Genomic DNA, 26,053 nt, shown 5'->3' with positions numbered 1-26,053 from the left:
CCGGGGCCCGGCCAAGGGGGTGGGTGAAGGATTTCACAAAGTCGGGGGAACGTGGCCGGTAGCAGGTGTCACCACCGCCCGCCGGCCACGCCGGGGGCCTTCCGTCCGGATCAGGCCGCGAGCCCGCCCTGATCCGGACGAGAGGCGCTAGTGCCGCAACAGGCGACGTTCGCCCCGTCGCGACGCCCGGCACGCCTCCCCCAAGCTCTTCGAGCAGGGGGACCCCCACTCGCCGCACCGGCCGAAAGCCCGAGTACGTCCAGTACGAGGGCTTCCGGCCGGCACGGCGAGAGCACGCACCGGACGCCGCTCCTTGACGGGCGAACGTCACCTGCCGCGGCGCTAGCTCATCCGCAGCGCCAGGAAGAAGTCCAGCTTGTCCTCCAGCCGCGACAGGTCACGCCCCGTCAACTGCTCGATCCGCCCGACCCGATAGCGCAACGTGTTGACGTGCAGGTGGAGCCGGGCCGCGCACCGGGTCCAGGAGCCGTCGCAGTCGAGGAACGCCTCCAGGGTCGGGATGAGCTCGGCGCGGTGCTTGCGGTCGTAGTCCCGCAGCGGGTCCAGCAGCCGGGCGGTGAAGGCGCGGCGCACGTCGTCCGGGACGAAGGGGAGCAGCAGCACGTGCGAGGCCAGTTCCTGGTGGCCGGCCGCGCAGACGCCGCCCGGCCGGGCGGCGGCGACCCGCCGGGCGTGCCGCGCCTCCTCCAGCGCCCCGCGCAGCCCCTCGGCCGAGTGCACGGCCGCGCTGACGCCGAGCGTGAGCCGGCCGTCGTCGCCGAGGCCGGCCGACAGCGGGTCCCGCACGGACTCCAGGAGGGCGTCGGCCAGGATCCCGCTCTCCGAGCCGTCGTGCTCGGCCGAGACGGCGGGCAGCGGCACCAGGGCGATGGCCTCGTCACCCGTGTGGGCGACCGCTATCCGGTCGGACGGCTCGTGGCCGGCGCCCGGGGCGCCGGGGGAGGGGTCGGCGAGGATCTCCTCCAGCAGCGCCTGGGCGACCGGGCCGCCCTCGGCGGGCGCGCCGTCCCACTCGACGCGGGCCACCACGACCTGCCAGTGCGGGGCCGCGCCGAGGCCGGGCAGCAGCACCGGCGCGGCGACCCGGAGCCGGGCGGCGATCTCGGCGGGCGGCGCGCCCGTCTGCACCAGCTCCAGCACCTCCTGGGCGAGACGCCTGCGCACCGTGCGCGCCGCCTCCCGCCGGTCCCGCTCGACGGCGATCAGCTGGGTGACGCCCTGCAGCAGGTCGAGCCGCTCCTCGGGCCAGTCGCCGGCGTCCGCCTCGACGGCCAGCAGCCAGTCCGACAGCACCGTCTCGCGCACGTCCCGCGCGGCCTGGGCGGGACGTGCGGCGGCCTGCGCGGCGCGCTGTCCGCCGCGGATCGGGAAGAGGGAGTACGTCGTGCCGTCCAGCGTGACCCGGTGCGGGCCGCGCCGGCCCGTGCGGCCCGCCGTCATGTGCTCGGCGGCCAGCAGGGCGCAGGTGCGCGCGGGCAGCGCCGGGCCGCCCGCGCCGGGCCCGGCGATCAGCCGGCCGGTGGGGGAGAGCAGCCAGGCCCGCAGGTCCAGGTCGGAGCCGAGCAGGTCCAGGACCACGTCCGGGCCGCCGCCCGCCGGCCCGGAGGTCATCATCCGGCGGTGCCGGTCGACCACCGCGGCCAGGTCGCCGGCGCGCTCGCCGGAGACCTGGCGCACCACGTGCTCGGTGATCGTCGCGAAGGCCACCGACTCGTGCACCGCGAACAGCGGCATCCGGTGCCGGGCGCAGGCCCGTGCCAGGTCCTCGGGCACCGCGCCCAGCTCCGCCTCGCCCGCGGCCAGCGCGGCGACACCGGCCTGCGCCAGGATCCGTACGAAGGGCTCGGAGTCGGCGGCGTCGCGGCGCCAGGCCAGGCCCGTCAGCACCAGCTCGCCGCCGGAGAGGTACCGGCTCGGGTCGCGCAGGTCGGTGGTCATGACACCGCGGACGGTGCGGTCCAGCTCCTCCTCGCCGCCGAGCAGCTTCAGGCCCAGCGCGTCGGTGTCCAGCAGTGCGCGCAGCCGCATGTGTCGTCGCCGCCGTTCTTTGTCTCGAAAACTACGATGAATCCTGTGGTGGGCGCCCGGCCGGGCGGCCGGTCGGCAGCTCCGCCGGGAGGGCGGTGACCTCTGTTTCCCGGGTGAACCCAAGATGTCACCGACGACCTCCGTTCATACGAATCTACAAGATGCCCGGCGTGGCCAGCCAAACCCTTCATGGTTTCGGTGACTGACCCCGCCGGAGCACCGGGCGGTGTACTGACTGCACTCCGCGTGAACAGCACATGAACGAGAACGAGCCTGGCCCGCCGCACACGGATTGGCTCAATCTGTACGACCTTTCGAGACGAAGAAGAGAGCCGGTCATGGACTTCCTTCGCCCCGCCAGCTGGGAGGAGGCGCTCGCCGCGAAGGCAGAGCACCCCACCGCTGTGCCGATTGCGGGTGGCACCGACGTGATGGTCGAGATCAACTTCGACCACCGCCGGCCCGAGTACCTGCTCGACCTGAACCGCGTCGGCGACCTCTACGAGTGGGAGGTCGGCGAGGACAGCGTGCGGCTGGGCGCCTCGGTCCCCTACACGAAGATCATGGACAATCTCCGTGCCGAGCTGCCGGGCCTGGCGCTCGCCTCGCACACGGTCGCCTCCCCGCAGATCCGCAACCGCGGCGGCGTCGGCGGCAACCTCGGCACGGCCTCCCCGGCCGGCGACGCCCACCCCGCCCTGCTCGCCGCGGGCGCCGAGGTCGAGGCCGAGTCGGTGCGCGGCACCCGCCGCATCCCGATCGACGAGTTCTACACCGGCGTCAAGCGCAACGCGCTCGCCCCCGACGAGTTGATCCGCGCCGTGCACATCAAGAAGGCGGACGGACCCCAGCAGTACTCCAAGGTCGGCACCCGCAACGCCATGGTCATCGCCGTGTGCGCCTTCGGCCTGGCCCTGCACCCCGAGACCCGGACGGTGCGCACCGGCATCGGCTCGGCCGCGCCCACCCCCGTCCGCGCCCAGGCCGCCGAGGAGTTCCTGAACGCGGCCCTGGAGGAGGGCGGCTTCTGGGACAACGGAAAGATCATCACCCCGTCGGTCGCCAAGCAGTTCGCCGAGCTGTGCTCCGCCGCCTGCAACCCGATCGACGACGTCCGGGGCACCGCGAGCTACCGCCGCCACGCGGTCGGTGTGATGGCCCGCCGGACACTCACCTGGACCTGGGAGTCGTACCGCGGCGCCCGCAACGCCTCGGAGGGAGCTGCGTAATGCGTGTCAACTTCACCGTCAACGGACGGCCGCAGGAAGCCGACGACGTCTGGGAGGGCGAGTCCCTGCTCTACGTCCTGCGCGAGCGCATGGGCCTGCCGGGCTCCAAGAACGCCTGCGAGCAGGGCGAGTGCGGCTCCTGCACGGTGCGCCTGGACGGCGTGCCGGTGTGTTCCTGTCTGGTCGCGGCCGGGCAGGTCCAGGGCCGCGAGGTCGTCACCGTCGAGGGCCTGGCCGAGTACGCCAAGGACCGCGCCGAGGGCGGCTGCGCGAGCGGCGCCGCCGGCACGACGCTCGACGAGGCCAAGCGGTGGCGGGCGCAGGGCGCCGACTCGCAGACCGGCGAGGGCGTCGAACTCGCCCCGATCCAGCAGGCGTTCATCGACGCCGGCGCCGTCCAGTGCGGCTTCTGCACGCCCGGTCTGCTGGTCGCCGCCGACGAGATGCTGGAGCGCAACCCCAACCCGACCGACGCGGACATCCGCGAGGCGCTGTCGGGCAACCTGTGCCGCTGCACGGGCTACGAGAAGATCATGGACGCGGTCCGCCTCGCGGCCGCCCGGCAGTCCGAGGGGGTCTGAGCATGACGACTGCCAACGGTGCTCCCACCAAGATCACGCAGGGTTCGAAGACCAAGGGCGGCATCGGCGAGTCCACGCTCCGCCCGGACGGCACCCTCAAGGTGACCGGCGAGTTCGCGTACTCGTCCGACATGTGGCACGAGGACATGCTGTGGGGCCAGATCCTGCGCTCCACGGTCGCCCACGCCGAGATCGTCTCCATCGACGTCTCCGAGGCCCTCGCCATGGCAGGCGTCTACGCCGTCATGACCTACGACGACCTCCCGGCCGAGATGAAGCACTACGGCCTGGAGATCCAGGACACCCCGGTCCTCGCCCACGGCAAGGTGCGCCACCACGGCGAGCCTGTCGCGATCGTCGCCGCCGACCACCCGGAGACCGCGCGCCGCGCCGCCGCCAAGATCAAGGTCGAGTACAAGGAGCTGCCCGTCATCACCGACGAGGCCTCCGCGACCGCGCCGGACGCGATCCTCGTCCACGAGAACCGCGACGACCACCACATCGGCCACGTGCCGCACCCCAACATCGTCCACCGCCAGCCGATCGTGCGCGGCAACGCCGACGCGGCCGCCGAGAAGGCCGACTTCGTCGTCAAGGGCGAGTACTACTTCGGCATGCAGGACCAGGCCTTCCTCGGCCCCGAGTCCGGCCTCGCCGTGCCCGAGGAGGACGGCGGCGTCCACCTCTACATCGCCACCCAGTGGCTGCACAGCGACCTGCGCCAGATCGCGCCCGTGCTCGGCCTGCCCGAGGACAAGGTCCGCATGACCCTGGCCGGCGTCGGCGGCGCGTTCGGCGGCCGCGAGGACCTGTCCATGCAGATCCACGCCTGCCTGCTGGCGCTGCGCACGGGCAAGCCGGTCAAGATCGTCTACAACCGGTTCGAGTCCTTCTTCGGGCACGTCCACCGCCACCCGGCCCGCCTCTTCTACGAGCACGGCGCCACCAAGGACGGCAAGCTCACCCACATGAAGTGCCGGATCGTCCTGGACGGCGGCGCCTACGCCTCCGCCTCCCCGGCGGTCGTGGGCAACGCCTCCTCGCTGTCGGCCGGCCCGTACGTCATCGACGACGTCGACATCGAGGCCATCGCCCTCTACACCAACAACCCGCCGTGCGGCGCGATGCGCGGCTTCGGCGCGGTCCAGGCGTGCTTCGCCTACGAGGCGCAGATGGACAAGCTCGCCGACGCGGTGGGCATGGACCGGGTGGAGTTCCGCCGGCTCAACGCCATGGAGCAGGGCACGATCATGCCCACCGGGCAGCCGGTCGACTCCCCGGCCCCGGTCGCCGAACTCCTGCGCCGAGTCAAGGCGATGCCGCTGCCGCCCGAGCGCCAGTGGGAGTCCAGCGAGGGCTCCGACGTACGCCAGCTGCCCGGCGGCCTGTCCAACACCACGCACGGCGAGGGCGTCGTGCGCGGGGTCGGCTACGCGGTCGGCATCAAGAACGTCGGCTTCTCCGAGGGCTTCGACGACTACTCCACCGCCAAGGTGCGCATGGAGGTCATCGCCGGCGAGCCGGTCGCCACCGTGCACACCGCCATGGCGGAGGTCGGCCAGGGCGGCGTCACCGTCCACGCGCAGATCGCCCGCACCGAGCTCGGCGTCGCCCAGGTCACCATCCACCCGGCCGACACCCAGGTGGGCAGCGCCGGTTCGACCTCCGCCTCCCGGCAGACGTACGTCACCGGCGGCGCCGTCAAGAACTCCTGCGAGCTGGTGCGCGAGCGGGTGCTGGAGATCGGCCGGCGCAAGTTCGGCTCCTACCACCCCGCCTGGGCCACCGCCGAACTCCTGCTGGAGGGCGGCAAGGTCGTCACCGACGGCGGCGAGGTCCTCGCCGATCTGGTGGACGTGCTGGAGGGCGAGGCCGTCGAGATCGAGGCGGAGTGGCGCCACCGGCCCACCGAGCCCTTCGACCTGCGCACCGGCCAGGGCAACGGCCATGTGCAGTACTCCTTCGCCGCGCACCGCGCCGTCGTCGAGGTCGACACCGAACTCGGCCTGGTCAAGGTCGTGGAGCTGGCCTGCGCGCAGGACGTCGGCAAGGCGCTCAACCCGCTCTCCGTCATCGGGCAGATCCAGGGCGGCACCACCCAGGGCCTGGGCATCGCCATCATGGAGGAGATCATCGTCGATCCGAAGACGGCGAAGGTCAGGAACCCCTCCTTCACGGACTACCTGCTCCCCACCATCCTCGACACGCCGACCATCCCGGTGGACGTGCTCGAACTCGCCGACGACCACGCCCCCTACGGGCTGCGCGGCATCGGCGAGGCCCCCACCCTGTCGTCCACCCCGGCCGTCCTCGCGGCGATCCGGAACGCGACCGGGCTGGAGCTCCCCCGCACGCCCGTCAGGCCGGAGCACCTCACCGGCAAGGCGTGAGCAGACCCTCCGGGCGGCGCACGGAACGTCACACCCACGCGCCGCCCGGAGCACTCCCCGTCCTTCATGCTCCGCTCCGCTCGCGGTCCTGAAGTACCCGCAACGAGGTTCGTCCTGGGCCGTCCCCCGGGTCGTCCATTCCCAAATCCCGTGCCCCTGAGGGGGTCTGTACGGGTGCCCCTGTGAACCTTGGGAGATGGCCCCATGACCCAGCAGTCAGTGGAGCCCAGAACCACCGCCGAAGACGCGGGCGCGGGCAGCCGCGTCCCGGCGGGAAGGTCCTGGCTCGACCGGTACTTCCACATATCCCAGCGGGGATCCACGCTCGCGCGCGAAGTGCGCGGCGGCGTCACCACCTTCATGGCGATGGCGTACATCCTGCTGCTCAACCCGATCATCCTGTCCGGCAAGGACGTCGCCGGGGACACCCTCGGCCAGAAGGCCCTGATCACCGCGACCGCGCTCGGCGCCGCGTTCACCACCCTGCTCATGGGCTTCGTCGGCAAGGTGCCGCTCGCCCTCGCCGCCGGCCTGTCCGTCTCCGGCGTCATCTCCACCCAGGTCGTGCCGGAGATGACCTGGCCGCAGGCGATGGGCATGTGCGTCGCCTACGGCGTCGTCATCATGCTGCTGGTCGTCACCGGCCTGCGCGAGATGATCATGAACGCCATCCCGCTGCCGCTCAAGCACGGCATCACCATGGGCATCGGCCTGTTCATCGCCTTCATCGGCCTGGTCAAGGCCGGCTTCATCGGCCGCAACCCGTCGCCCGGCGGCGGCCCGGTCGTCCTCGGCCCCGGCGGCGAGCTCTCCGGCTGGCCGGTGCTCCTCTTCGCGGTCACGCTCCTGGCGATCTTCGCCCTCCAGGCCCGCAACGTCCCCGGCGCAATCCTCATCGGCATCGTGGCCGGCACCGTGATCGCCGCGGTCCTGAACGCGGCCGGCGCCATCGACACCAAGCAGTGGGTCAACGGCGCGCCCGAGCTGCACGGCAGCCCCGTCTCGATGCCCGACTTCTCGCTCTTCGGGCACGTGTCCTTCGGCGGCTGGGGCGACGTGGGCGTCATGACCATCACGGTCATCGTCTTCACCCTGGTCCTGGCCGGCTTCTTCGACGCCATGGCCACGATCATCGGCGTCGGCACCGAGGCGAACCTCGCCGACGACAAGGGCCGGATGCCCGGCCTGTCCAAGGCGCTGTTCATCGACGGAGCCGGCGGTGTGGTCGGCGGTGTGGCGGGCGGCTCCGGCCAGTCCGTGTTCATCGAGTCGGCCACCGGCGTCGGCGAGGGCGCCCGCACCGGCTTCTCCTCGGTGATCACCGGCCTGTTCTTCGCGGCCTGCCTCTTCTTCACCCCGATCACCGCGATCGTCCCGCAGGAGGTCGCCTCCGCGGCGCTCGTCGTCATCGGCGCGATGATGATGATGAACGCACGGCACGTCGACTGGGCCGACCGCGCCACAGCGATCCCGGTTTTCCTGACCGTGGTGATCATGCCGTTCACGTACTCCATCACCCCGGGCGTCGCCGCCGGCGTGATCTCGTACACGGTCATCAAGGTCGCCCAGGGCAAGGCACGGGAGATCGGCGCCTTCATGTGGGGTTTGACGGCCGTCTTCCTCGTCTACTTCGCACTGCATCCCATCGAGGCCTGGCTCGGCGTCCACTAGCCGTACCACCGAGCGCCCCTCACACGAACCTTCCTGAAGGAGAACCGACAGATGCTGGACATCGCCGAGGAGCTGAACCGGTGGGTCGAGCAGGGCCGTGACTTCGCCGTCGCCACCGTGGTGGCCGTCGGCGGCAGCGCACCCCGCCAGCCGGGCGCGGCCCTCGCCGTCGACAGCGGGGGAACGGCCGTCGGGTCGGTCTCCGGAGGCTGTGTGGAGGGCGCGGTCTACGAGCTGTGCCGACAGGCGCTGGAGGACGGCGAGACCGTGCTCGAACGCTTCGGCTACAGCGACGAGGACGCCTTCGCGGTCGGCCTGACCTGCGGCGGCGTCATCGACATCCTGGTCACACCGGTACGGGCCGACTCCTCGGCCCGTCCGGTGCTCGCGGCCGCGCTGGCCGCCGCCGCCCGTGGGGAGGCGGCGGCGGTCGCGCGGATCGTGACCGGCCCCGCGGAACTGACCGGCCGGGCCCTGCTGGTCCGCCCGGACGGCTCCTTCGAGGGCGGTTTCGCCGCCCACCCGGAACTGGACCGCACCGTGGCCGGCGAGGCGGCCGCCCTCCTGGACGCCGGGCGCACCGGCACCCTGGAGATCGGCGAGCAGGGCTCGCGCTGCGGCGCGCCCCTCACGGTCCTCGTCGAGTCCTCGGTGCCGCCGCCCCGGATGATCGTCTTCGGGGCGATCGACTTCGCCTCGGCGCTGGTGCGGACCGGCAAGTTCCTCGGCTACCACGTCACCGTGTGCGACGCCCGCCCCGTCTTCGCCACCCGCACCCGCTTCCCGGACGCCGACGAGATCGTGGTCGAGTGGCCCCACAGGTACCTGGAGGGCACGGAGGTGGACGGCCGTACCGTCCTGTGCGTGCTCACCCACGACGCCAAGTTCGACGTGCCGCTGCTGAAGCTGGCGCTGAGGCTGCCGGTGGCGTACGTCGGCGCGATGGGCTCGCGCCGCACCCACCTGGAGCGCAACGAGCGGTTGCGCGAGGTCGGCGTCACCGACCTGGAACTGGCCCGGCTGCGCTCCCCGATCGGCCTCGACCTCGGCGCCCGCACCCCCGAGGAGACGGCCCTGTCCATCGCCGCGGAGATCGTCGCCGCCCGGCGCGGCGGCAGCGGCGTCTCCCTCACCGGAGCCCACACCCCGATCCACCACGACCCGGCGTCCCTCCCGCCCCGCCGGATCGGCTCGGTGGCCTGAGGCACGCGCCCGAGGGCGCCGGGCGGGGAGGGGCACGCCCCTCCCGCGGACCGCGCTCCTCCCGCGCTCCTGCCGTGGACCGCGTTTTCTCCCGCGGACCGCGCCCCCCGCCGCGAAGCTCCTCGCCGGCCGCGACCGCCCTCGCCGGGCGCGCCGCCCCGCACCGGCCGCGGCGCCCCGTCATCGGCCGCACCGCCCCGCACCGGCCGGCGCGTCCTCCGCGTCGTGCGCCATGGTGGCGAACACCGGGCGGAAGGACAGGATCTCCGCCGTCGCCGCGCCGCCGGTGACGAACGGGTCGGAGGCGACGGCGGCCTCGATCTCCTCGCGGGTGCCGTCGGCGACGACGACGCCGCCCGTACGCGGCTCCAGCGGCCCCGCGATCCGGGCCAGCCCCCGGGCGAACAGGCCGTCCGGATTGGCGTAGTGGGCCTCCTTCAGCGCGTCGATGGTCTCCAGGGGGGCGCTGTATCTGAACACGATGACGAACATGTCCCCAGCCAACCGCGACGGCCCGTCCCGCAGCCAATACCAGTCGACCGGGCGGCTATAGGCTGACGCCTATGGCTGCTGGTGAGGCGGGGCGCGAGGACATCAACGCGGTGGCGGACCTGGAGTTGCGTCAGCTGCGCTACTTCGCCGCCGTCGCCGAGGCGGGCACCGTCACCGAGGCCGCCCGCCGCCTGCGCATCGCCCAGCCCAGCCTGAGCCAGCAGGTCAAACGGCTGGAACGGCGCGTGGGCACGCCCCTGTTCCGGCGGCTGCCGCAGGGCATGGAGCTCACCGAGGCCGGACGGCTGCTGCTGGCCGGTGTCGAGCAGGCGCTGACGGCGCTCGGTTCGGCGCTCGAAGCGGCCCGCGCCGCTCCCGTCACCGCGACCGTCGGGGTGTGCCGGGGCGTGCCGGGAGACGTACTGGACCGCGTCGAACGGATCCTGACGGCGTCGGGGCCGCTGCGGCTGGTGTACGAGCCGGCCGACTCCGCGAGCCAGCCCGCGGCGCTGCGCACCGGGGCCCTGGCCTTCGGCGTGCTGCGGGCGCCCGTCGACGACCGGGCCGGCCTGGAACTGCGCCCCGTCGGCGACGAACCCCTGGGCGTGGTGCTGCACGACCGCCATCCGCTCGCCCGGCACACGGAACTGACCTGGGACGACCTCGACGGCCTGCGTCTGCTCTGGTTCGCGCGACGGCGGGCCCCCGGCTACGCGTCCGCCGTCCTGGCCGAGCTCGCCGGGCACGGCTGGCGCCCGGACCTCCTCGTCCAGGACGGCGGCAGCCACACCCTGTTCCGCCACGCGCTGCTCGGCCGGGACGACCTGGTGGCGCTGCGCGCACGGTCCGCCGCCACGGACGCCGGCCTCGCCTGGCGCCCGGTCGGCCCCCGGCCGCCCCGCGAACGGCTGCTGCTGGCGGCCGCCGGGCGCACGGCCTGGTCCCGCCGGCTCGCCGACGGCGCCCCGGGCGGCTCCTGAGGGCCTTCTCGGCCCCGGGCACGGGTTCGCGCACAAGTCCTTCGCGCCGTCACGCCCGGCGCAGCAGCTCGTTCACGGCGCGCCCGAACATCGCGCGCGTCGCGCGCTCCAGCAGGGGATCGAACACGCCCGGCAGGAACCGCACCCGCAGCTCCTCACGCCACAGCACCCGCGTACGACCCCCGGGTCCGGGCCGGACCTCGATCTCCGCCCAGCCGAGGACCACCCGGCCCCGCTTCTGAAGCCGGCACAGGCCCGGTTCGCCGTCGGCCGGCGGACGCCAGAGCGTGACCTCCATGCGGTCGTCGAAGCGCAGCGGGCCGACTCCCGTACGGGCCACGAAGCACGTGCCCTCGCGGGTCGGCCCGGGCGTCTCCACCGCGACACGGGTCAGCGGGACCACGTCGGCGTGCAGGGGCCACCGCGTGAGCCGCCGCCAGGCCTCGGCGGGCGGGAGCGGCGGCGTGCGTTCGAGGGAGAAGAGGACCACGGTGCGATCGTAGGCAATCGGGCCCGCCGTGCCGCCCGTTCGCGCCCGGGTCACCCGCCTGGCCCCGCGCCGCCGCCCGCGTGAGGTGTGTCGTCGAATGAATGACCGATGAATGTTTGATCGAACCTTATTGGCCGTGAATGGCGCGATGTGTGCTGTTCTGTCACCGGGTTACTCAAGCCGACAGGCAAGTGGAGGCGAGAGGGAGGAGAGTCCCGTGAGCGGACGCACCTGGCGCCGGGCCCTGGTGACCGGCGGAGCCGGCTTCGTGGGATCCCATCTGTGCGCGCGACTGCTCGACGCCGGCACCGGCGTCGTCTGCCTGGACAACCTGGCGACCGGCTCCCACGCCAACGTGGCCGAACTGGAACGGCGCCGCGGCTTCCGCTTCGTCCGCGCCGACGCCACCGACCCCGACGCCCTGCGCGGTCTGCCCGGCCGCTTCGACCTCGTCCTGCACTTCGCCTGCCCGGCCTCGCCCGCCGACTATCTGCGCCTGCCGCTGCAGACCCTCGACGCCGGCAGCACCGGCACCCGCAACGCACTGGAACGCGCCCGCCGCGACGGCGCCCGCCTCCTGCTCGCCTCCACCTCCGAGGTCTACGGGGACCCGCTGGAGCACCCGCAGCGCGAGAGCTACTGGGGCAACGTCAACCCGATCGGCCCGCGCAGCGTCTACGACGAGTCCAAGCGCTTCGCCGAGGCCCTGGTCACCGCGCACCGTCAGGTCCACGGCACCGACGCCGCCATCGTGCGCATCTTCAACACCTACGGCCCCCGGATGCGCACCGGCGACGGCCGCGCCGTCCCCACCTTCATCGCCCAGGCCCTGGACGGCGCGCCGCTCACCGTCGCCGGCGACGGCGGCCAGACCCGCTCGCTGTGCTATGTCGACGACACGGTCGACGGCATCCTCGCGCTGGCGGCCTCCGGCGAGAGCGGGCCGGTGAACATCGGCGGCGGCGACGAGATCACCGTGCTGGAGCTGGCCCGCCGGATCGTGGAGCTCACCGGCTCCGCCTCCCGCATCCGGTTCGTGGACCGTCCCGTCGACGACCCCGGACGGCGCCGCCCCGACACCCGGCTCGCCCGCGAACGCCTGGGGTGGCGGCCGCGCGTGGACTGGAACGAGGGTCTGGAGCGCACGATCGGCTGGTTCGCCCGGGCGGCGGCCGCCTGACGTACGGGTCCGAGGGCCCGACGCCGGTCGCCGACCTCGGCGACCGGCTTCTCGTGCCGCCCGCAGGCCCGTCCCCGCCAGTATCCGCAGTGTCTTGAAACCTACTGCGAGCCTCTGACCTGCGAAGGTTGCTTTGTGTCACCAAGTCGGCACATATCGGGAAAAAACAGGCGCGTACGCGCCGGTCACCCCGCCAGTTGGCTTCACGTGTTTGAGACAGCCGCAGCGCGGCACCCAGGTAACCCGAAGCCGACAGTCCCCACACGCCGAACTTTCGCCGACGGGACGGAGCCACCCCCCATGCGCATCCTTGGTATCAACGCCCTGTTCCACGACCCGGCCGCCGCGCTCGTCGTCGACGGCAGGACGGTCGCGGCCGGCGAGGAGGAGCGCTTCAGCCGCCGCAAGCACGGCAAGCGCCCGGTGCCGTTCTCCGCGTGGGAACTGCCGGAGCTCTCCGCCCGCTGGTGCCTGGAGCACGCGGGCCTTCGCCCCGAGGACCTGGACGCCGTCACCTACTCCTTCGACCCGGCCCTCGCCCGGCCCGCCGCCGACATGGGCCTGTTCGACCCGTGGGACCCGCTGCGTCTGGAGTACGCCCGCCGCGCCCCCGAGTTCCTGGCCGAGGCGCTGCCCGGACTCGACCCGGCGAAGGTCGTCTTCGTCCCGCACCACATCGCCCACGCCGCCTCCGCCGGGCCCGCCTCCCCGCACCCGGACAGCGCCGTCCTGGTCCTGGACGGCCGCGGCGAGGCCGCCTCCCACCTCGCGGGCCGCTTCCACGACGGCAAGCTCGACACGCTCGCCGCCCAGGCGCTGCCCGACTCCCTCGGCCTGGTCTACGAGGAGCTGACCGAGCACCTCGGCTTCCTGCGCAGCAGCGACGAGTACAAGGTCATGGCGCTCGCCTCCTACGGCACGCCCCGCTTCCTGGACCGGCTGCGCGAGCACGTGCACGCCACCGGCGACGGCGGCTTCCGCGCCCACGGCGTCGACTGGGCCGCCCTCGCCCCGCCGCGCGGCAAGGACGAGCCCTGGACCCGCGACCACGCCGACCTGGCGGCGAGCTGCCAGGCCGTGCTGGAGGAGGTCCTGCTCGACCTCGCGCACTGGCTGCACCGCGAGGCGGGCGGCGACGCCCTCGCCCTGGCCGGCGGCGTCGCCCTGAACTGCGTCGCCAACTCCAGGCTCGCGGCCAAAGGACCGTACCGGCACGTGTGGGTGCAGCCCGCCGCCGGCGACGCCGGCACCGCGCTCGGCGGCGCCCTGTACCTGACCGCGAGCGAGGGCGCCGTACCCGAGCCCCTGTCCGGCGCCGACCTGGGGCGCGGCTGGAGCGACGAGGAGCTGCGGCACTGGCTGGAGGAGGCCGCCGTACCGTACGAGCGGCCCGACGACATCGCCGAGACCGTCGCCGAGGAACTGGCCCGCGACGGCGTCGTCGCCTGGTTCCAGGGCCGCAGCGAGTACGGCCCGCGCGCCCTCGGCCACCGCTCCCTGCTCGCCCACCCCGGCCGCGCCGAGAACCTGGAACGGCTCAACAGGGTCAAGGGCCGCGAGGAGTTCCGGCCGGTGGCGCCCATGGTGCTCGCCGAACGCGCCCACGAGCTCTTCCAGGGGCCGCTGCCAAGCCCGTACATGCTCTTCGTGCACGACGTGCGCCCCGACTGGCGCGAGCGCGTCCCGGCCGTGGTGCACGTGGACGGCACCGCCCGCGTCCAGACCGTGGACGAGCGTCAGGAACCGCTGGTCGCGCGCATGCTGCGCGGCTTCGAGCGGCGCACCGGACTGCCCGTCGTCGTCAACACCAGCCTGAACACCGCCGGCCGGCCCATGGTCGACGACCCGCGCGACGCGCTGGAGTGCTTCGGCTCGGCGCCCGTCGACCTGCTCGCCATCGGCCCGTACGCGGTGCGCAGGGGGAAGGCGTACGCATGAACCGCACCGACGAGGGCCGGCCCGCCGCCGGGGCCGGCCGCGCCGCCGGGACACCGCCCGCCACCCCGGCCGCCTACGCCGTGGTCGTCCCCACGCTCGCCCGCGACACGCTGGCCGACTGCCTGGCCGCGCTGGCCGCCGCGCACGGACCGGGACCGGAGGAGATCGTCCTCGTGGACGACCGGCCCGACCCCGAACCGGGCGCGCTCGACCACCCGTTGACCGTGCTGGGCGACCTGCGCTCCCGCACCACCGTGCTCACCAGCGGCGGCCGGGGCCCCGCGGCCGCCCGCAACACCGGGCTGCGCGCCGTCACCACCCCCTGGGTGGCGTTCCTCGACGACGACGTGCAGGTCGGCCCGCACTGGTGCGACCAGTTGACGCAGGACCTGGCCGAGGCGAGCCCCGACACCGGCGCCGTCCAGGGCGTCATCGCCGTGCCGCTGCCCGGCGAGCGACGCCCCACCGACTGGGAGCGGGGCACCGCCGGGCTGGCGCGGGCGCGTTGGATCACCGCCGACATGGCCTACCGCGCCGACGCCCTCGAGCAGGTCGCCGGCTTCGACGAACGCTTCACCCGCGCCTTCCGCGAGGACGCCGACCTGGCACTGCGCGTCCTGGACGCCGGATGGCGCATCCGCCAGGGCCGGCGCACCACCCGTCACCCGGTCCGCCCCGCCGACCGCTGGGTGTCGCTGCGCGCCCAGCGCGGCAACGCCGACGACGCGCTGATGCTGCGGCTGCACGGACCCGACTGGTGGCACAAGGCGGTCGCCCCGCGCGGCCGGATCCGCTCCCACCTGGCCGTCACCGCCGCCGGCGTCGCGGCCTGCGTCCTCACCGCGGCCGGCCGGCGCCGGGCCGCCGCCGTCGCCGCGCTCGGCTGGGCCGCGGGCACCGCCGAGTTCGCGTGGACACGGATCGCCCCCGGGCCGCGCACCCGCGACGAGGTCACCACCATGGCCGTCACCAGCGTCCTCATCCCGCCCGCCGCCACCTGGCACTGGCTCAGCGGCCTGTGGCGCCACCGGGCCGCCCCCGCCTGGCAGGAGGTGGCCCGGTGAACGCGCCCACCGGCCGGGTCCGGGCGGTGCTGTTCGACCGCGACGGCACCCTCGTCGAGGACGTCCCCTACAACGGCGACCCCGAGCGGGTACGGCCGCTGGAGGGCGCCCGCCAGGCGGTGGCGCTGCTGCGGGAGCGGGGCATCGGCGTCGGCGTCGTCACCAACCAGTCCGGCGTGGCCCGCGGGCTGCTCACCGCCGCCGACGTGCACCGCGTCAACGAACGCGTCGAGGTGCTGCTCGGCCCCTTCGACGTGTGGACCGTGTGCCCGCACGGCCCCGGCGACGGCTGCGAGTGCCGCAAACCGCGGCCCGGCATGATCCGGTGGGCCGCCGCCCGGCTCCGCGTGCGGCCCGAGGAGGTCGTCGTGATCGGCGACATCGGCTCCGACATGGAGGCCGCCCGCCGCGCGGGCGCCCACGGCGTCCTCGTCCCCACCCCGGTCACCCGCCCCGAGGAGATAGCCGCCGCCGAGCACGTCGCCCCGAACCTGCTGACGGCCGTGCGCGCCGTCCTGTCCGGGCCGCCGCGGGGCAGGGTCCTGGCCGACGAACGCCCCCTCGAGGCCGCCGGGACCAAGGACCCCGCACGACCCCGGGGCCGGCCCGTCCGCCCGTCGGTCCGCGCCGGGGCCGCGGACGACGGAGCCGTCCGGACCGCCCGCCGCCCGGCCGAGCCGTCCGTCCACGACGACAGCCGGAGGACCCGATGAAGGCCCTCGTCAGCCGCCTCGACAGCTTCGGCGACGTCCTGCTCGCCGGACCCGCCGTGCGCGCCGTCGCCGCCCGCGCCGACAGGGTGACCCTCCTGTGCGGGCCGCGCGGCGAACCCGCCGCGCGGCTGCTGCCCGACGTGGACGAGATCATCGTCTGGGACGCCCCCTGGGCCGGTTTCGCACCGCCGCCCGTCGACCGCGCCGACATCGAACGGCTGCTCGACGGCGTACGGGCCGCCGGCCCCGACACCGCTCTCGTCCTGACCTCCTTCCACCAGTCCCCGCTGCCCACCGCCCTGCTGCTGCGCCTGGCCGGCGTACGGCACATCGCCGCGGACAGCGTGGACTACCCCGGCTCCCTGCTCGACGTACGCCACCGCCGCGCCCCGCACGCGCACGAGGCCGAGGCCGCCCTCGACCTCGCCGAGGCCGCCGGCTTCCCGCGCCCCGACGACGGACGGCTCCGGGTGCTGCCCCCGCCCGACACCGGCGCCCTGACCGGCCCCGGTCCCTACGTCGTGCTGCACCCGGGCGCCAGCGTCCCCGCCCGCGCCTGGAGCGCCGAACGCTGCGCGCAGGCCGTACGGGAACTCACCGCCGCCGGCCACCGGGTCGTCGTCACCGGCGGCCGGGGCGAGAAGGAGCTCACCGCGCACGTCGCCGGCGCGCACGGCCTCGACCTCGGCGGACGCACCGAGGCCGCCGAACTGTCCGGTGTGCTCGCGGGCGCCGGCGCGGTCGTCACCGGCAACACCGGCCCCGCGCACCTGGCCGCCGCCGTGGGCGTCCCCGTCGTCTCCCTGTTCGCCCCGGTCGTCCCGGCCGAGCGCTGGCGCCCCTGGGGCGTCCCCTGCGTGCTGCTCGGCGACCAGCACGCCCCGTGCGCCGACAGCCGAGCCCGCGACTGCCCGGTGCCCGGACATCCCTGCCTGGAGTCGGTGACCGCGCACGACGTGCTCGCCGCAGTGGAGAAGGTGATGCAGGCGTGAGGATCCTCATCTGGCACGTGCACGGCTCCTGGACGACCGCGTTCGTCCAGGGCCCGCACACCTATGTCGTCCCCGTCACCCCCGACCGCGGACCCGACGGCCTCGGCCGTGCCCGCACCTTCGACTGGCCCGACTCGGTGGTCGAACTCCCGCCGGAGCGGCTGCGCGAGGCCGGCATCGACCTGGTCGTCCTGCAACGCCCGCACGAGTACGACCTCGTACGGCAGTGGCTCGGCCGCACCCCGCCCATGGTGTACCTGGAGCACAACGCCCCTGACGGCGACGTGCCCGACACCCGGCACCCGGTCGCCGACCTCCCGGCCGGCGTCCCCCTCGTCCACGTCACCCACTTCAACCGCCTGATGTGGGACGCGGGGAGCGCCGACACCGCCGTGATCGAGCACGGCATCGTGGACCCCGGACCGCGCTGGACCGGCGAGCTGCCGCACGCCGCCGTCGTCGTCAACGAGCCGATCCGGCGTGGCCGCACCACCGGCACGGACCTGCTGCCCGACTTCGCGCGCTCCGCCCCGCTGGACGTCTTCGGCATGCGCACCGACGGCCTGGCCGAGCACGTCGGACTGCCGCCCGAGCGCTGCCGCACCCACGAACTGGCGCAGCGGGACCTCCACGCGGAGATGGCCCGGCGCCGCCTCTACCTCCACCCGGTCCGCTGGACCTCCCTCGGCCTGTCCCTGCTGGAGGCGATGCACCTCGGCATGCCCGTGGTCGCCCTCGCCACCACCGAGGTCACCGAGGCCGTGCCGCCGGGCGCCGGAGTGGTCTCCAACCGGATCGACGTACTCACCGACGCCGTACGGGACTTCGTCGCGGACCCGCTGTACGCCCGCACCGTCGGCGAGGGGGCGCGCGCCGCCGCGCTCGCCCGCTACGGGCTCACCCGCTTCCTGGACGACTGGGAGCGGCTGCTGAAGGAGGTCACCCGATGAGGATCGCCATGGTGTCCGAGCACGCGAGTCCGCTCGCCGCGCTCGGCGGGGTCGACGCCGGTGGCCAGAACGTCTACGTCGCCCGCCTCACCGAGGAGTTGGCGCGCCGCGGACACGACGTCACCGTCTACACCCGCCGCGACTCGGCCGAACTGCCCGACCGGGTGCCGCTGCCCGGCGGCGCCGTCGTCGAGCACGTGCCGGCCGGGCCGAGCGAAGTCATCGCCAAGGACGACATGTTCGAGCACATGCCGGCCTTCGGCGCGTACCTGGCGCGGGCCTGGCGCCGGGAACGGCCCGACGTCGTGCACGCGCACTTCTGGATGTCCGGCATGGCCTCGCTGCTCGGCGCCGGCCCGTACGGCGTCCCGGTCGTCCAGACCTTCCACGCCCTGGGCACCGTCAAGCGCCGCCACCAGGGCCGCGAGGACACCAGCCCGCGTGAACGCGTCGGCATAGAACGGCAGATCGGCCGCACCTGCGAACGGGTCCTGGCCACCTGCACCGACGAGGTGCACGAACTCGCCGACATGGGCGTCTCGCCCCGCCAGGTGTCGGTGGTGCCCTGCGGCGTCGACGCCGCCCACTTCCACCCCGGCGCCGACCCGGCCACCGCCCCCGCGCCCGCCCGCGTACAGCGCCACCGGCTGCTGTCCTGCGGCCGGCTGGTCCGCCGCAAGGGCTACGACCAGGCGATCCGCGCCCTGACCCGGATCCCGCACACCGAACTCCTCCTGGCCGGCGGCCCGCCCGCCGACCGCCTGCGCACCGAACCCGAGGCGGAACGGCTGCTGAAGCTGGCCGCCGCGGAGGGCGTCGGCGACCGGGTACGGCTGCTCGGCGCCGTCGACCCGGCCCGGATGCCCGCGCTGATGCGCAGCGCCGACCTGGTGCTGTGCACGCCGACCTACGAGCCGTTCGGCATCGTGCCGCTGGAGGCGATGGCGTGCGCGGTGCCGGTGGTCGCCACCGACGTGGGCGGCCACCGGGACTCGGTCGCCGACGGCCGCACCGGCCGGCTCGTGCCCGAGGGCGACTGCGCCGCGATCGCCGCCGCCGTACGCGACCTGCTCGGCAGCGAGCGCACCCGCCGCCGCCACGGGGCCGCCGGCCGCGAGCGGGTTCTCGCCCGCTTCACCTGGCGGCGCGTCGCCGACGGCGTCGAGCAGGTCTACCGGCGGGTCACGGCCGGCCACGAGGTCGGCTCGGAGGTGGCGTGATGAACACCGGTACCACCGAGACCCCGGAGGTGATGTCATGAGCGTCCAGACACCGGCCGTCACCGGCCACTGCGACGAACTCCTCGTCGCCCTCGAACGGTTCCGCGCCTCCGCGCACATCACCCAGCGGTGGGGCGAACGGCTGGCCGCCGTCCTCGGCGGCGGCGGCCGGCTGCTCGCCGCGGGCAACGGCGGCAGCGCCGCCCAGGCCCAGCACCTCACCGCCGAACTCGTCGGCCGCTACCGCGAGGACCGGCCGCCGTTCTCCGCGATCGCCCTGCACGCCGACACCTCCAGCACCACCGCCATCGCCAACGACTACGGCGTGGACGAGGTGTTCGCCCGCCAGGTGCGCGCCCACGGACGCGACGGGGACGTGCTGATGCTGCTGTCCACCAGCGGCGCCAGCGCCAACCTGCTGTCCGCCGCCGACGCCGGACGCGCCGCCGGGATGCGGGTGTGGGCGCTGACCGGAGCCGCGCCCAACCCGCTCAGCGCCGGCAGTGACGAGACGCTGAGCGTGGCGGGCGCCTCCACGGCCACCGTGCAGGAACTCCACCTGGTCGCGGTGCACATGGTCTGCGCCGCGTTCGACGCGGCCGTCGAGCGGGCCGGGAGGTGACATGACGGGCAAGGCACCCCTGGTCGTGGTCGGCGACGCCCTGCTGGACCGCGACCTGACCGGACACGCGGACCGGCTCGCGCCGGACGCGCCCGTGCCGGTCGTCGCCGACTGCGACGAGCGGATCCGGCCGGGCGGCGCCGCGCTGGCCGCGTACCTCGCCGCCCGCGACGGCCGCGACGTCACCCTGATCACCGGCCTCGACGACGGCCGGGCCGGGCACGAACTGCGCCGGCTGCTGGAACCCCGGCTGACCCTCGTGCCGTTGCCGATGGCCGGCGAGGTGTCGGAGAAGACCCGGGTGCTCGCGCAGGGCCGCCCGGTGGTCCGCCTCGACCGCGGCGACGGCCGCGCCCGCGCGGCCACCGCGGAGGCCCGCGCGGCCCTCGGCGCCGCCTGTGCCGTCCTCGTCTCCGACTACGGCCGGGGCACGGTGGACGCGCTGCGGGCCGAGCTGACCCGGCGGCCCCCGGTCGTGTGGGACCCGCACCCGCGCGGCGGCCCGCCGGTGGCCGGGACCCGCCTGGTCACCCCGGCCCGCTCGGAGGCCCACGCCTTCGCGGAGGCGCTCACCGCCCACCATCCCGACGGCACGGGCGAGCGGAGGCCGCCGGGCGTCGATGCGCCCGGCAACGAGCTGCGCGCCGTCGCCCGCGAGGCCGCCGCCCTCGTACGGCACTGGCGGGCCGCCGCCGTCGCCGTCACCCTCGGCGCCCGCGGCGCCCTGCTGTCCTACGGCGAGTACCCGCTGCTGGTGCCGGTGACCGCCGCCCACCACGGCGACCCGTGCGGCGCCGGCGACCGCTTCGCCGCCACGGCGGCCGGACTGCTCGCGGACGGCGCGCTGGTGGGGGAGGCCGTCGAGGGCGCCGTCACCGCGGCCACCGCGTTCGTCGGCGCGGGCGGGGCGGGCGGCGTGATCGGCGCCCCGCCGGACACCGCGGACGCCCCGCACCCGGGCGAGGAACCGGCCGCGCTGATCGCCCGGGTCCGGGCGGCGGGCGGCACGGTCGTCGCCGCGGGCGGCTGCTTCGACCTGCTGCACGCCGGCCACGTCGGTCTCCTCCAGGCCGCCCGGCGCATCGGCGACTGCCTGGTCGTCTGCGTCAACTCCGACGCCTCCGTACGACGCCGCAAGGGCGACGGCCGCCCCGTCAACCCGCTGGCCGACCGGCTGCGTGTCCTGCGCGCCCTGGCCTGCGTCGACGCCGTCGCCGTCTTCGACGAGAACACCCCCGAGCGCCTGCTGACCGAACTCCGCCCCGACGTCTGGGTCAAGGGCGGCGACTACGCGGGCGCCGAACTCCCGGAGGCGGCCCTGCTGGAGGAGTGGGGCGGCCAGGCCGTCCTGCTCCCGTACCTCGACGGCCGCTCCTCCACGGCCCTCATGGCCCGGGCCGCGGAGGGGGCACGATGAGCGGGGGCGCCGGGCGGCCGTCCTCGGGCGCGGGGGCGGCGGCTCGGCCCTGCCCGGCGCCCGCCGGCGGCCGGCGGGCGACCGGCCGAGCCGGGTCCACGGGCCCGGACCGGCACCCGGCGGACGTCGGTCTGCGGGCCGGGCGCGTGGCCCCGGTGAGCCGGAGGGCCGGGGCCGAGGCGCGCCCGGCGCGGGAGAGCGCCGACGACGGGCGGGCGACCGGCCCGGCCGCCCCCGCGGGTGAGACCGGGCGGCCCCCGGGAGCGGCGCCCCGGCTGCTCGTCCTGCGGGCCCTCGGGCTCGGGGACCTGCTGGCGGCGGTGCCCGCGCTGCGCGCGCTGCGGCGGGGCTTTACGGGACACGAGATCGTGCTCGCCGCGCCCGGCGGGCTCGCACCGCTGGCACGGGCCACCGGCGCCGTCGACCGGCTGCTGCCCGCCGCCGCGCCCGGCCGCGCCGTACCGGCCGCCCTCGACTGGACCGGCCCGCCCCCGGACGTCGCCGTCGACCTGCACGGCAACGGACCGCCCAGCCACCTGCTCCTCGCCGGACTGCGCCCCCGACGGCTGTTCGCCTTCGCGCACCCCGGCACACCCGGCGTCCGGGGCCCGCGCTGGTACGCCGACGAGCACGAACGGGACCGCTGGTGCCGGCTGCTGCGCTGGTACGGCGTCGACGCCGACCCCGCCGACCTGCGCCTGCCCCGGCCGGCCACCCCCTCACCGGCCCCCGGCGCCGTCGTCCTGCACCCCGGCGCCGGATCGCCCGCCCGCCGCTGGCCCCTCGACCGGTTCGCCGCCGTCGCCGAGGCCCTGCGCGCCCGCGGCCGGCACGTGGTCGTCACCGCGGGAGCCGAGGAGAACGATCTCGTCGCCGGCCTCGCCAAGGAGGCGGGCCTGCCCGACACCGACGTGTTCGGCGGCGGCCTGCCGCTGGACCGGTTCTCCGCACTGGTCGCCGGCGCCGGAGCCGTCGTCAGCGGCGACACCGGCATCGCGCACCTCGCCGTCGCCCACGCCACCCCCTCCGTGACCCTGTGCGGCCCGGTCCCGCCCGAGCGCTGGGGCCCGCCCCCGGGCGACCCCCGCCACCGCGCCCTGTGGCACGGCCCCGAAGGCGACCCGCACGGCGACCGCCCCGACCCCGCCCTGCTGAGGATCACCACCGACGAGGTCCTGGACGCCCTCGACGCCCTCCCCGAGGCGTCGAGCTGACCCGAGGGGACCAGCACCATGGAACGCTCACCCGTAGGCGTGGTCATCGCCACCCGCAACCGCTCCGCCCATCTCGCCGTCACCCTGGACCACCTGCTCGCCCTCCCCGAACGCCCCGAGATCGTCGTCGCCGACAACGCCTCCACCGACGGCACCCGCGCCCTGCTCGCCCGCGAGTTCCCGCAGGTCCGGGTGATCGCCCTGCCGTTCAACCGGGGCGCCCTCGCCCGCACCCACGGCGTCCGCGCCCTGCACACCCCCTACGCCGCCTTCAGCGACGACGACTCCTGGTGGGAACCCGGCGCACTGGCCGAGGCCGCCCGGCTCCTCGACGCCCACCCCCGGCTCGGCCTGCTCGCCGCCCGCACCCTCGTCGGCCCCGAGAACGAACCCGACCCGCTCAACAAGGTCCTCGCCGACTCGCCGCTCGGCACCGCCACCGACCTGCCCGGCACCCAGGTCCTCGGCTTCCTCGCCTGCGCCGCCGTCACCCGCCGCACCTCCTACCTCGACGCCGGCGGCTTCCACCCGCTGCTCTTCTTCGGCGGCGAGGAGACCCTGCTCGCCTACGACCTGGCCGCCCGGGGCTGGGGCGTCACCCACTGCCCCGACGTCGTCGCCCACCACCACCCGGCCGGCGACCCGCGCACCGGCCGCCCGGTCGTCCAGCGCCGCAACGAACTCCTCACCTCCTGGCTGCGCCGCCCCCTGCCCCACGCCCTCGCCCGCACCCGCGGCCTGGCCGCCGAGGCCCGCCGCGATCCCGGGGCCCGGCGCGCGCTGCGCGAGACGCTGACCCGGCTGCCCGCCGCCCTGCGCGACCGCCGCCCGCTCCCCCCGCACGTGGAGCGCGCCGCCCGCCTGCTGGACACCGACACGGGCGCCCCGGCGCGCGCCCGCACCGGAGGCGCCCCATGACCGACCCCCGCACCACCGTCGTGGTCATCACCCACAACCGTCGCCCCGAACTGCTGCGCACCCTCGACCGGCTGGCCGAACTCCCCGAGCGGCCCGAGATCGTCGTCACCGACAACGGCTCCACCGACGGCACCGCCGCCGCCGTGACCCGCCACCACCCCGGGGTACGGCTGCTGACCCCCGGCCGCAACCTCGGCGCGGTCGGCCGCAACCTCGCCGTACGCCACGTCCGCACCCCCTACGTGGCCTTCTGCGACGACGACTCCTGGTGGGCGCCGGGCGCGCTGTCCGGGGCCGCGGACCTGCTCGACCGGCACGCCGCGCTCGGTACCGTCACCGCACGCATCGTCGTCGAACCGGACGGCACCGAGGACCCCATCGTCGAGGAACTGCGCAACTCGCCCGTCCCCGGCCCGAGTTGGCTGCCAGGCCCGGCGCTCGGCTCCTTCCTCGCCGCGGCGACCGTGCTGCGCACCGACGCGTTCCGCCAGGCGGGCGGCTTCCACCCGAGGCTGTGGCTCGGCGGCGAGGAGGAGCTGCTCGCCGCCGACCTGGCCGCGGACGGCTGGTGGCTGACGTACGCCGAACACCTGACGATTCATCATCACCCCTCGGCGGTACGGGACTCCAGGCGTCGCCGTCGCGACGGCATCCGCAACACGCTGTGGTTCACCTGGCTGCGCCGGCCGGTACGGCCCGCCCTGCGCCGCACCCTGCACCTGGCCCGCACGGTGCCGCGCGACACCGCCTCCCTGCGCGCCTTCGCCGAGGCGGCCGCCGCCCTGCCGTGGGTGCTGCGCGAGCGGCGCACACTGCCGCCCGAGGTGGAGGGACGGCTGCGGCTCCTGGAGGACAGCCAGCGCCGCTCGAAGGCCCGCCGCTACACGGGATGACGGACCGCGGCAGCACACACGCGGGGCCCGGTCGACGGGTGCGCGTACGCGGCGGACCGCGCCGGCAACGGCACGCACGCGGGCCCGGTCGACGGACGTACGTACGCGGAGCCCCGCCGTCGGCTCGGACGGCGGGGCTCCGCGTACGGCCGGCTCGGCCGGAGGCCGGCCGGGTCAGTCCGTGTTGCCGGGGCGTTCGCCCTTCGGGCCCCGGCCGCGCTCGGTGCGCGGTCCGCTGCTGCGGTGCCGGGGATCCCGCTGGAGTTCCTCGTCGGCGGCTCGGCCGGCGTCCTGGTCGGAGATCCCCGACCGCTCCGCCTCCTTGCGCGCGCGTGCGCGCTTGGTGTCGTACTTCTTGCTTCCGGGCTCGGGCACGACGCTCACCTCCTGCCACGCGGGTCCCCCCGGCCCCGCCCGGACAAACGGGATCAGCCGGCCCGCGACCAGCGGCACAGCAGCCGGAAGCCGGCGAACAGCGCCACCGGCCACACCGCGGCGAACGCCCAGATCACCCCCGCCCGGGAGGTGACGACACCCGCGGTCATCAGGGCCACGGAGGCCGCCAGCAGCACCGCCACGGTCCACGGGCGGGGCGCGTAGCCCGCCACCCGGGAGAGGTCGGGACGGCGCCGGCGCCGCCGCACCGTGCGCAGCCGCCGGGCCAGTCTGCGGTCACGGCTCAGGGCGCGCTCTATCTCGTCCAGGATCCGCTGTTCGTGTTCGGGGAGTCGGCTTGTCGACACTGTTGCTCCTACGGGGGGACCGACCTGGCTGCCGCGTCCTCTCCCGGGTGCCCCGCACGCCGTTCGCGCTAACCGGCGCGCGGCGGCGACAGCGCCGCCACCAGTTCCTCGGCCCGGTCGGCTCTCGTGCCCGCCGCGAACCCGTCGCGGATCCGCCGCGCGGTGTCCCGGCCCGAGGTCAGACACCACCGCCACCAGTGGTCCAGCTCGCCCGTGCCGTCCCCGTCCAGCCGTTCGGCGGGCACCAGCGCGGGCCAGCCGCAGGCCCGCGCCTGCGCGGTCACCTTCGCGCCGCCCTCGACCGGGTCCACCGCCAGCGCGGGCGTCCCGGCGCGCAGCGCGAGCACCAACCCGTGCAGCCGGTCGGTGACCACCAGGTCCAGGCGCAGCAGTACGGACTCCAGCTGGGCGGGGGTCGCGCACAGCCGCCAGTCGCGGGTGTCGAGCCGGGTCTCCAGTTCCAGGCGCGCGCAGTCCCTGCCGTGCAGCCAGTCCGTCAGCCGCCGGGCGACCGCGTCGTGCCGTCGCGCCGGCCCGTACTCGTGCTGCCCGTGGGTGAGGATCACCCCCACGACGGGCCGGGCGGGCAGGGCGGGGGCGGCGGCAGCCAGGTCGCGGACGGGCTCGGCCGCCGGGGCGTCCCGGGCGAGGACGCGGTGGAAGCCGCCGGCCGCCGGACCGTGCGGGTCGATCACCGAGGTGCCGACCGCGATCCGCAGGCAGTGCGCGAACCGGCGGTGCAGCGCTTCGATCTGCGGCCCGTGCAGCGGACCGCACAGGAAGACCAGCCGCCCGTACCGCTCGGGCACGACATCGGCCAGGTGCAGGGCGTCCGGCCGGAATCCGGGGCTCCAGGCGACGTCGTGGTCCAGTCCCGCCCGCCGCAGCACGTCCTCCACCCGCCGCAGCGCCAGGACGTCCCCGGCGGTCGCCTCGCCGTCCGGGAAGCTGAACCAGCCGGTGAGCAGAACGCGTGTCGCGTGTGGTTCCTGGTGCACAGTGCGCCCGGGTGCCCGCCCGGCGCGACCCCATGCACCGGGCTCGCCCGTCCGGGTGAGGGCCCGGCCCTCGGCGCGGTCCTCCGCCGAGCACCGCCGGCCGGCG

The 26,053-nt window shown here is 75.3% G+C and carries 24 protein-coding genes; 18 read left to right on the top strand and 6 right to left on the bottom strand.

What is annotated here, in order from left to right; all coding sequences use genetic code 11:
- Positions 1-342: 342 nt before the first annotated feature.
- The gene (locus tag ACH5A8_RS07920; protein ID WP_398999142.1) at positions 343-2,049 is read right to left on the bottom strand and encodes a PucR family transcriptional regulator; all 1,707 of its coding nucleotides are present in this window, start codon (positions 2,047-2,049) and stop codon (positions 343-345) included.
- Positions 2,050-2,387: 338 nt separating this feature from the next.
- Here ACH5A8_RS07920 and ACH5A8_RS07915 point away from each other — a divergent pair, with 338 nt between their 5' ends.
- The 5 genes from ACH5A8_RS07915 (at position 2,388) to ACH5A8_RS07895 (ending at position 9,123) form a co-directional block, all read left to right on the top strand.
- On the top strand, positions 2,388-3,278 hold the full coding sequence (locus ACH5A8_RS07915; RefSeq protein ID WP_398999141.1) for an FAD binding domain-containing protein: 891 nt from the start codon (positions 2,388-2,390) through the stop codon (positions 3,276-3,278).
- Complete coding sequence (locus ACH5A8_RS07910; protein WP_398999139.1) at positions 3,278-3,859, top strand: (2Fe-2S)-binding protein; 582 nt, start codon at positions 3,278-3,280, stop codon at positions 3,857-3,859. Before ACH5A8_RS07915 ends, ACH5A8_RS07910 begins: the two co-directional genes overlap by 1 nt.
- Before the next feature lie 2 nt (positions 3,860-3,861).
- Positions 3,862-6,249 (top strand): xanthine dehydrogenase family protein molybdopterin-binding subunit, encoded by a 2,388-nt coding sequence (locus tag ACH5A8_RS07905; protein WP_398999137.1) that lies wholly within the window; start codon positions 3,862-3,864, stop codon positions 6,247-6,249.
- 204 nt (positions 6,250-6,453) lie between these two features.
- Positions 6,454-7,920, top strand: coding sequence for an NCS2 family permease (locus tag ACH5A8_RS07900; RefSeq protein WP_398999135.1), 1,467 nt, complete (start codon positions 6,454-6,456; stop codon positions 7,918-7,920).
- 51 nt (positions 7,921-7,971) lie between these two features.
- On the top strand, positions 7,972-9,123 hold the full coding sequence (locus ACH5A8_RS07895) for an XdhC family protein (RefSeq protein WP_398999133.1): 1,152 nt from the start codon (positions 7,972-7,974) through the stop codon (positions 9,121-9,123).
- 180 nt (positions 9,124-9,303) lie between these two features.
- On the opposite strand, the gene ACH5A8_RS07890 is transcribed toward ACH5A8_RS07895, so the two are convergent.
- Positions 9,304-9,615: a YciI family protein gene (locus ACH5A8_RS07890; protein ID WP_398999131.1), complete on the bottom strand. Its 312-nt coding sequence runs from the start codon at positions 9,613-9,615 to the stop codon at positions 9,304-9,306.
- A 71-nt stretch (positions 9,616-9,686) separates the two neighbouring features.
- Here ACH5A8_RS07890 and ACH5A8_RS07885 point away from each other — a divergent pair, with 71 nt between their 5' ends.
- Positions 9,687-10,595 carry a LysR family transcriptional regulator gene (locus ACH5A8_RS07885; RefSeq protein WP_398999129.1) on the top strand — a complete coding sequence of 303 codons (909 nt, stop codon included), beginning with the start codon at positions 9,687-9,689 and terminating at the stop codon, positions 10,593-10,595.
- A 49-nt stretch (positions 10,596-10,644) separates the two neighbouring features.
- Here ACH5A8_RS07885 and ACH5A8_RS07880 read toward each other — a convergent pair whose 3' ends face one another.
- Positions 10,645-11,085 (bottom strand): SRPBCC family protein, encoded by a 441-nt coding sequence (locus ACH5A8_RS07880; protein WP_398999127.1) that lies wholly within the window; start codon positions 11,083-11,085, stop codon positions 10,645-10,647.
- Positions 11,086-11,302: 217 nt separating this feature from the next.
- Between ACH5A8_RS07880 and ACH5A8_RS07875 the strand changes: the two genes are divergently transcribed.
- From ACH5A8_RS07875 to ACH5A8_RS07820, 12 genes are all read left to right on the top strand, one after another.
- Positions 11,303-12,265 carry an NAD-dependent epimerase/dehydratase family protein gene (locus tag ACH5A8_RS07875; RefSeq protein ID WP_398999125.1) on the top strand — a complete coding sequence of 321 codons (963 nt, stop codon included), beginning with the start codon at positions 11,303-11,305 and terminating at the stop codon, positions 12,263-12,265.
- 300 nt (positions 12,266-12,565) lie between these two features.
- Positions 12,566-14,203 carry a carbamoyltransferase gene (locus ACH5A8_RS07870; RefSeq protein ID WP_398999123.1) on the top strand — a complete coding sequence of 546 codons (1,638 nt, stop codon included), beginning with the start codon at positions 12,566-12,568 and terminating at the stop codon, positions 14,201-14,203.
- Complete coding sequence (locus ACH5A8_RS07865; protein ID WP_398999121.1) at positions 14,200-15,267, top strand: glycosyltransferase family 2 protein; 1,068 nt, start codon at positions 14,200-14,202, stop codon at positions 15,265-15,267. The genes ACH5A8_RS07870 and ACH5A8_RS07865 overlap by 4 nt, the downstream gene beginning before the upstream one ends.
- A complete protein-coding gene (locus tag ACH5A8_RS07860) occupies positions 15,264-15,980 on the top strand; it encodes a D-glycero-alpha-D-manno-heptose-1,7-bisphosphate 7-phosphatase (RefSeq protein WP_398999119.1) in 717 nt (238 codons plus the stop codon). Before ACH5A8_RS07865 ends, ACH5A8_RS07860 begins: the two co-directional genes overlap by 4 nt.
- Entirely contained in the window at positions 15,977-16,972 is a 996-nt protein-coding gene (locus tag ACH5A8_RS07855) for a glycosyltransferase family 9 protein (protein WP_398999118.1), read from the top strand. Before ACH5A8_RS07860 ends, ACH5A8_RS07855 begins: the two co-directional genes overlap by 4 nt.
- Complete coding sequence (locus tag ACH5A8_RS07850; protein WP_398999116.1) at positions 16,969-17,922, top strand: glycosyltransferase; 954 nt, start codon at positions 16,969-16,971, stop codon at positions 17,920-17,922. Before ACH5A8_RS07855 ends, ACH5A8_RS07850 begins: the two co-directional genes overlap by 4 nt.
- Positions 17,919-19,142 (top strand): glycosyltransferase, encoded by a 1,224-nt coding sequence (locus ACH5A8_RS07845; protein WP_398999114.1) that lies wholly within the window; start codon positions 17,919-17,921, stop codon positions 19,140-19,142. Before ACH5A8_RS07850 ends, ACH5A8_RS07845 begins: the two co-directional genes overlap by 4 nt.
- 37 nt (positions 19,143-19,179) lie before the next feature.
- Positions 19,180-19,764, top strand: a complete 585-nt coding sequence (locus ACH5A8_RS07840) for an SIS domain-containing protein (protein WP_398999112.1) — start codon at positions 19,180-19,182, stop codon at positions 19,762-19,764.
- Between the two features lies 1 nt (position 19,765).
- Positions 19,766-21,181 (top strand): D-glycero-beta-D-manno-heptose 1-phosphate adenylyltransferase, encoded by a 1,416-nt coding sequence (gene rfaE2 / locus ACH5A8_RS07835; protein ID WP_398999110.1) that lies wholly within the window; start codon positions 19,766-19,768, stop codon positions 21,179-21,181.
- Positions 21,182-21,456: 275 nt separating this feature from the next.
- Positions 21,457-22,395: a glycosyltransferase family 9 protein gene (locus ACH5A8_RS07830; RefSeq protein ID WP_398999788.1), complete on the top strand. Its 939-nt coding sequence runs from the start codon at positions 21,457-21,459 to the stop codon at positions 22,393-22,395.
- A gap of 18 nt (positions 22,396-22,413) precedes the next feature.
- Complete coding sequence (locus ACH5A8_RS07825) at positions 22,414-23,313, top strand: glycosyltransferase family 2 protein (RefSeq protein WP_398999108.1); 900 nt, start codon at positions 22,414-22,416, stop codon at positions 23,311-23,313.
- Positions 23,310-24,206, top strand: a complete 897-nt coding sequence (locus ACH5A8_RS07820; RefSeq protein WP_398999106.1) for a glycosyltransferase family 2 protein — start codon at positions 23,310-23,312, stop codon at positions 24,204-24,206. Before ACH5A8_RS07825 ends, ACH5A8_RS07820 begins: the two co-directional genes overlap by 4 nt.
- Positions 24,207-24,380: 174 nt before the next feature.
- Here the strand turns inward: ACH5A8_RS07820 and ACH5A8_RS07815 are convergent, their stop codons facing one another.
- From ACH5A8_RS07815 to ACH5A8_RS07805, 3 genes are all read right to left on the bottom strand, one after another.
- Entirely contained in the window at positions 24,381-24,581 is a 201-nt protein-coding gene (locus tag ACH5A8_RS07815) for a hypothetical protein (RefSeq protein ID WP_398999104.1), read from the bottom strand.
- 53 nt (positions 24,582-24,634) lie between these two features.
- The gene (locus ACH5A8_RS07810; RefSeq protein WP_398999102.1) at positions 24,635-24,949 is read right to left on the bottom strand and encodes a DUF3040 domain-containing protein; all 315 of its coding nucleotides are present in this window, start codon (positions 24,947-24,949) and stop codon (positions 24,635-24,637) included.
- Positions 24,950-25,017: 68 nt separating this feature from the next.
- Positions 25,018-25,947 carry a polysaccharide pyruvyl transferase family protein gene (locus ACH5A8_RS07805; RefSeq protein ID WP_398999100.1) on the bottom strand — a complete coding sequence of 310 codons (930 nt, stop codon included), beginning with the start codon at positions 25,945-25,947 and terminating at the stop codon, positions 25,018-25,020.
- Positions 25,948-26,053: the final 106 nt, after the last annotated feature.

Source organism: Streptomyces sp. NPDC018610, from assembly GCF_044391765.1.
Taxonomy (GTDB): Bacteria; Actinomycetota; Actinomycetes; order Streptomycetales; family Streptomycetaceae; genus Streptomyces.
Note: the sequence above shows the minus strand (reverse complement) of the source record. Positions and strands in the feature narration are given on the sequence as shown.

Excerpts from the sequence above, each read along its gene's own strand:
- ACH5A8_RS07920 (WP_398999142.1), bottom strand. The coding sequence starts at position 2,049 with ATGCGGCTGCGCGCACTGCTGGACACCGACGCGCTGGGCCTGAAGCTG.
- ACH5A8_RS07915 (WP_398999141.1), top strand. The coding sequence starts at position 2,388 with ATGGACTTCCTTCGCCCCGCCAGCTGGGAGGAGGCGCTCGCCGCGAAG.
- ACH5A8_RS07910 (WP_398999139.1), top strand. The coding sequence starts at position 3,278 with ATGCGTGTCAACTTCACCGTCAACGGACGGCCGCAGGAAGCCGACGAC.
- ACH5A8_RS07905 (WP_398999137.1), top strand. The coding sequence starts at position 3,862 with ATGACGACTGCCAACGGTGCTCCCACCAAGATCACGCAGGGTTCGAAG.
- ACH5A8_RS07900 (WP_398999135.1), top strand. The coding sequence starts at position 6,454 with ATGACCCAGCAGTCAGTGGAGCCCAGAACCACCGCCGAAGACGCGGGC.
- ACH5A8_RS07895 (WP_398999133.1), top strand. The coding sequence starts at position 7,972 with ATGCTGGACATCGCCGAGGAGCTGAACCGGTGGGTCGAGCAGGGCCGT.
- ACH5A8_RS07890 (WP_398999131.1), bottom strand. The coding sequence starts at position 9,615 with ATGTTCGTCATCGTGTTCAGATACAGCGCCCCCCTGGAGACCATCGAC.
- ACH5A8_RS07885 (WP_398999129.1), top strand. The coding sequence starts at position 9,687 with ATGGCTGCTGGTGAGGCGGGGCGCGAGGACATCAACGCGGTGGCGGAC.
- ACH5A8_RS07870 (WP_398999123.1), top strand. The coding sequence starts at position 12,566 with ATGCGCATCCTTGGTATCAACGCCCTGTTCCACGACCCGGCCGCCGCG.
- ACH5A8_RS07865 (WP_398999121.1), top strand. The coding sequence starts at position 14,200 with ATGAACCGCACCGACGAGGGCCGGCCCGCCGCCGGGGCCGGCCGCGCC.
- ACH5A8_RS07855 (WP_398999118.1), top strand. The coding sequence starts at position 15,977 with ATGAAGGCCCTCGTCAGCCGCCTCGACAGCTTCGGCGACGTCCTGCTC.
- ACH5A8_RS07845 (WP_398999114.1), top strand. The coding sequence starts at position 17,919 with ATGAGGATCGCCATGGTGTCCGAGCACGCGAGTCCGCTCGCCGCGCTC.
- ACH5A8_RS07840 (WP_398999112.1), top strand. The coding sequence starts at position 19,180 with ATGAGCGTCCAGACACCGGCCGTCACCGGCCACTGCGACGAACTCCTC.
- rfaE2 (WP_398999110.1), top strand. The coding sequence starts at position 19,766 with ATGACGGGCAAGGCACCCCTGGTCGTGGTCGGCGACGCCCTGCTGGAC.
- ACH5A8_RS07825 (WP_398999108.1), top strand. The coding sequence starts at position 22,414 with ATGGAACGCTCACCCGTAGGCGTGGTCATCGCCACCCGCAACCGCTCC.
- ACH5A8_RS07820 (WP_398999106.1), top strand. The coding sequence starts at position 23,310 with ATGACCGACCCCCGCACCACCGTCGTGGTCATCACCCACAACCGTCGC.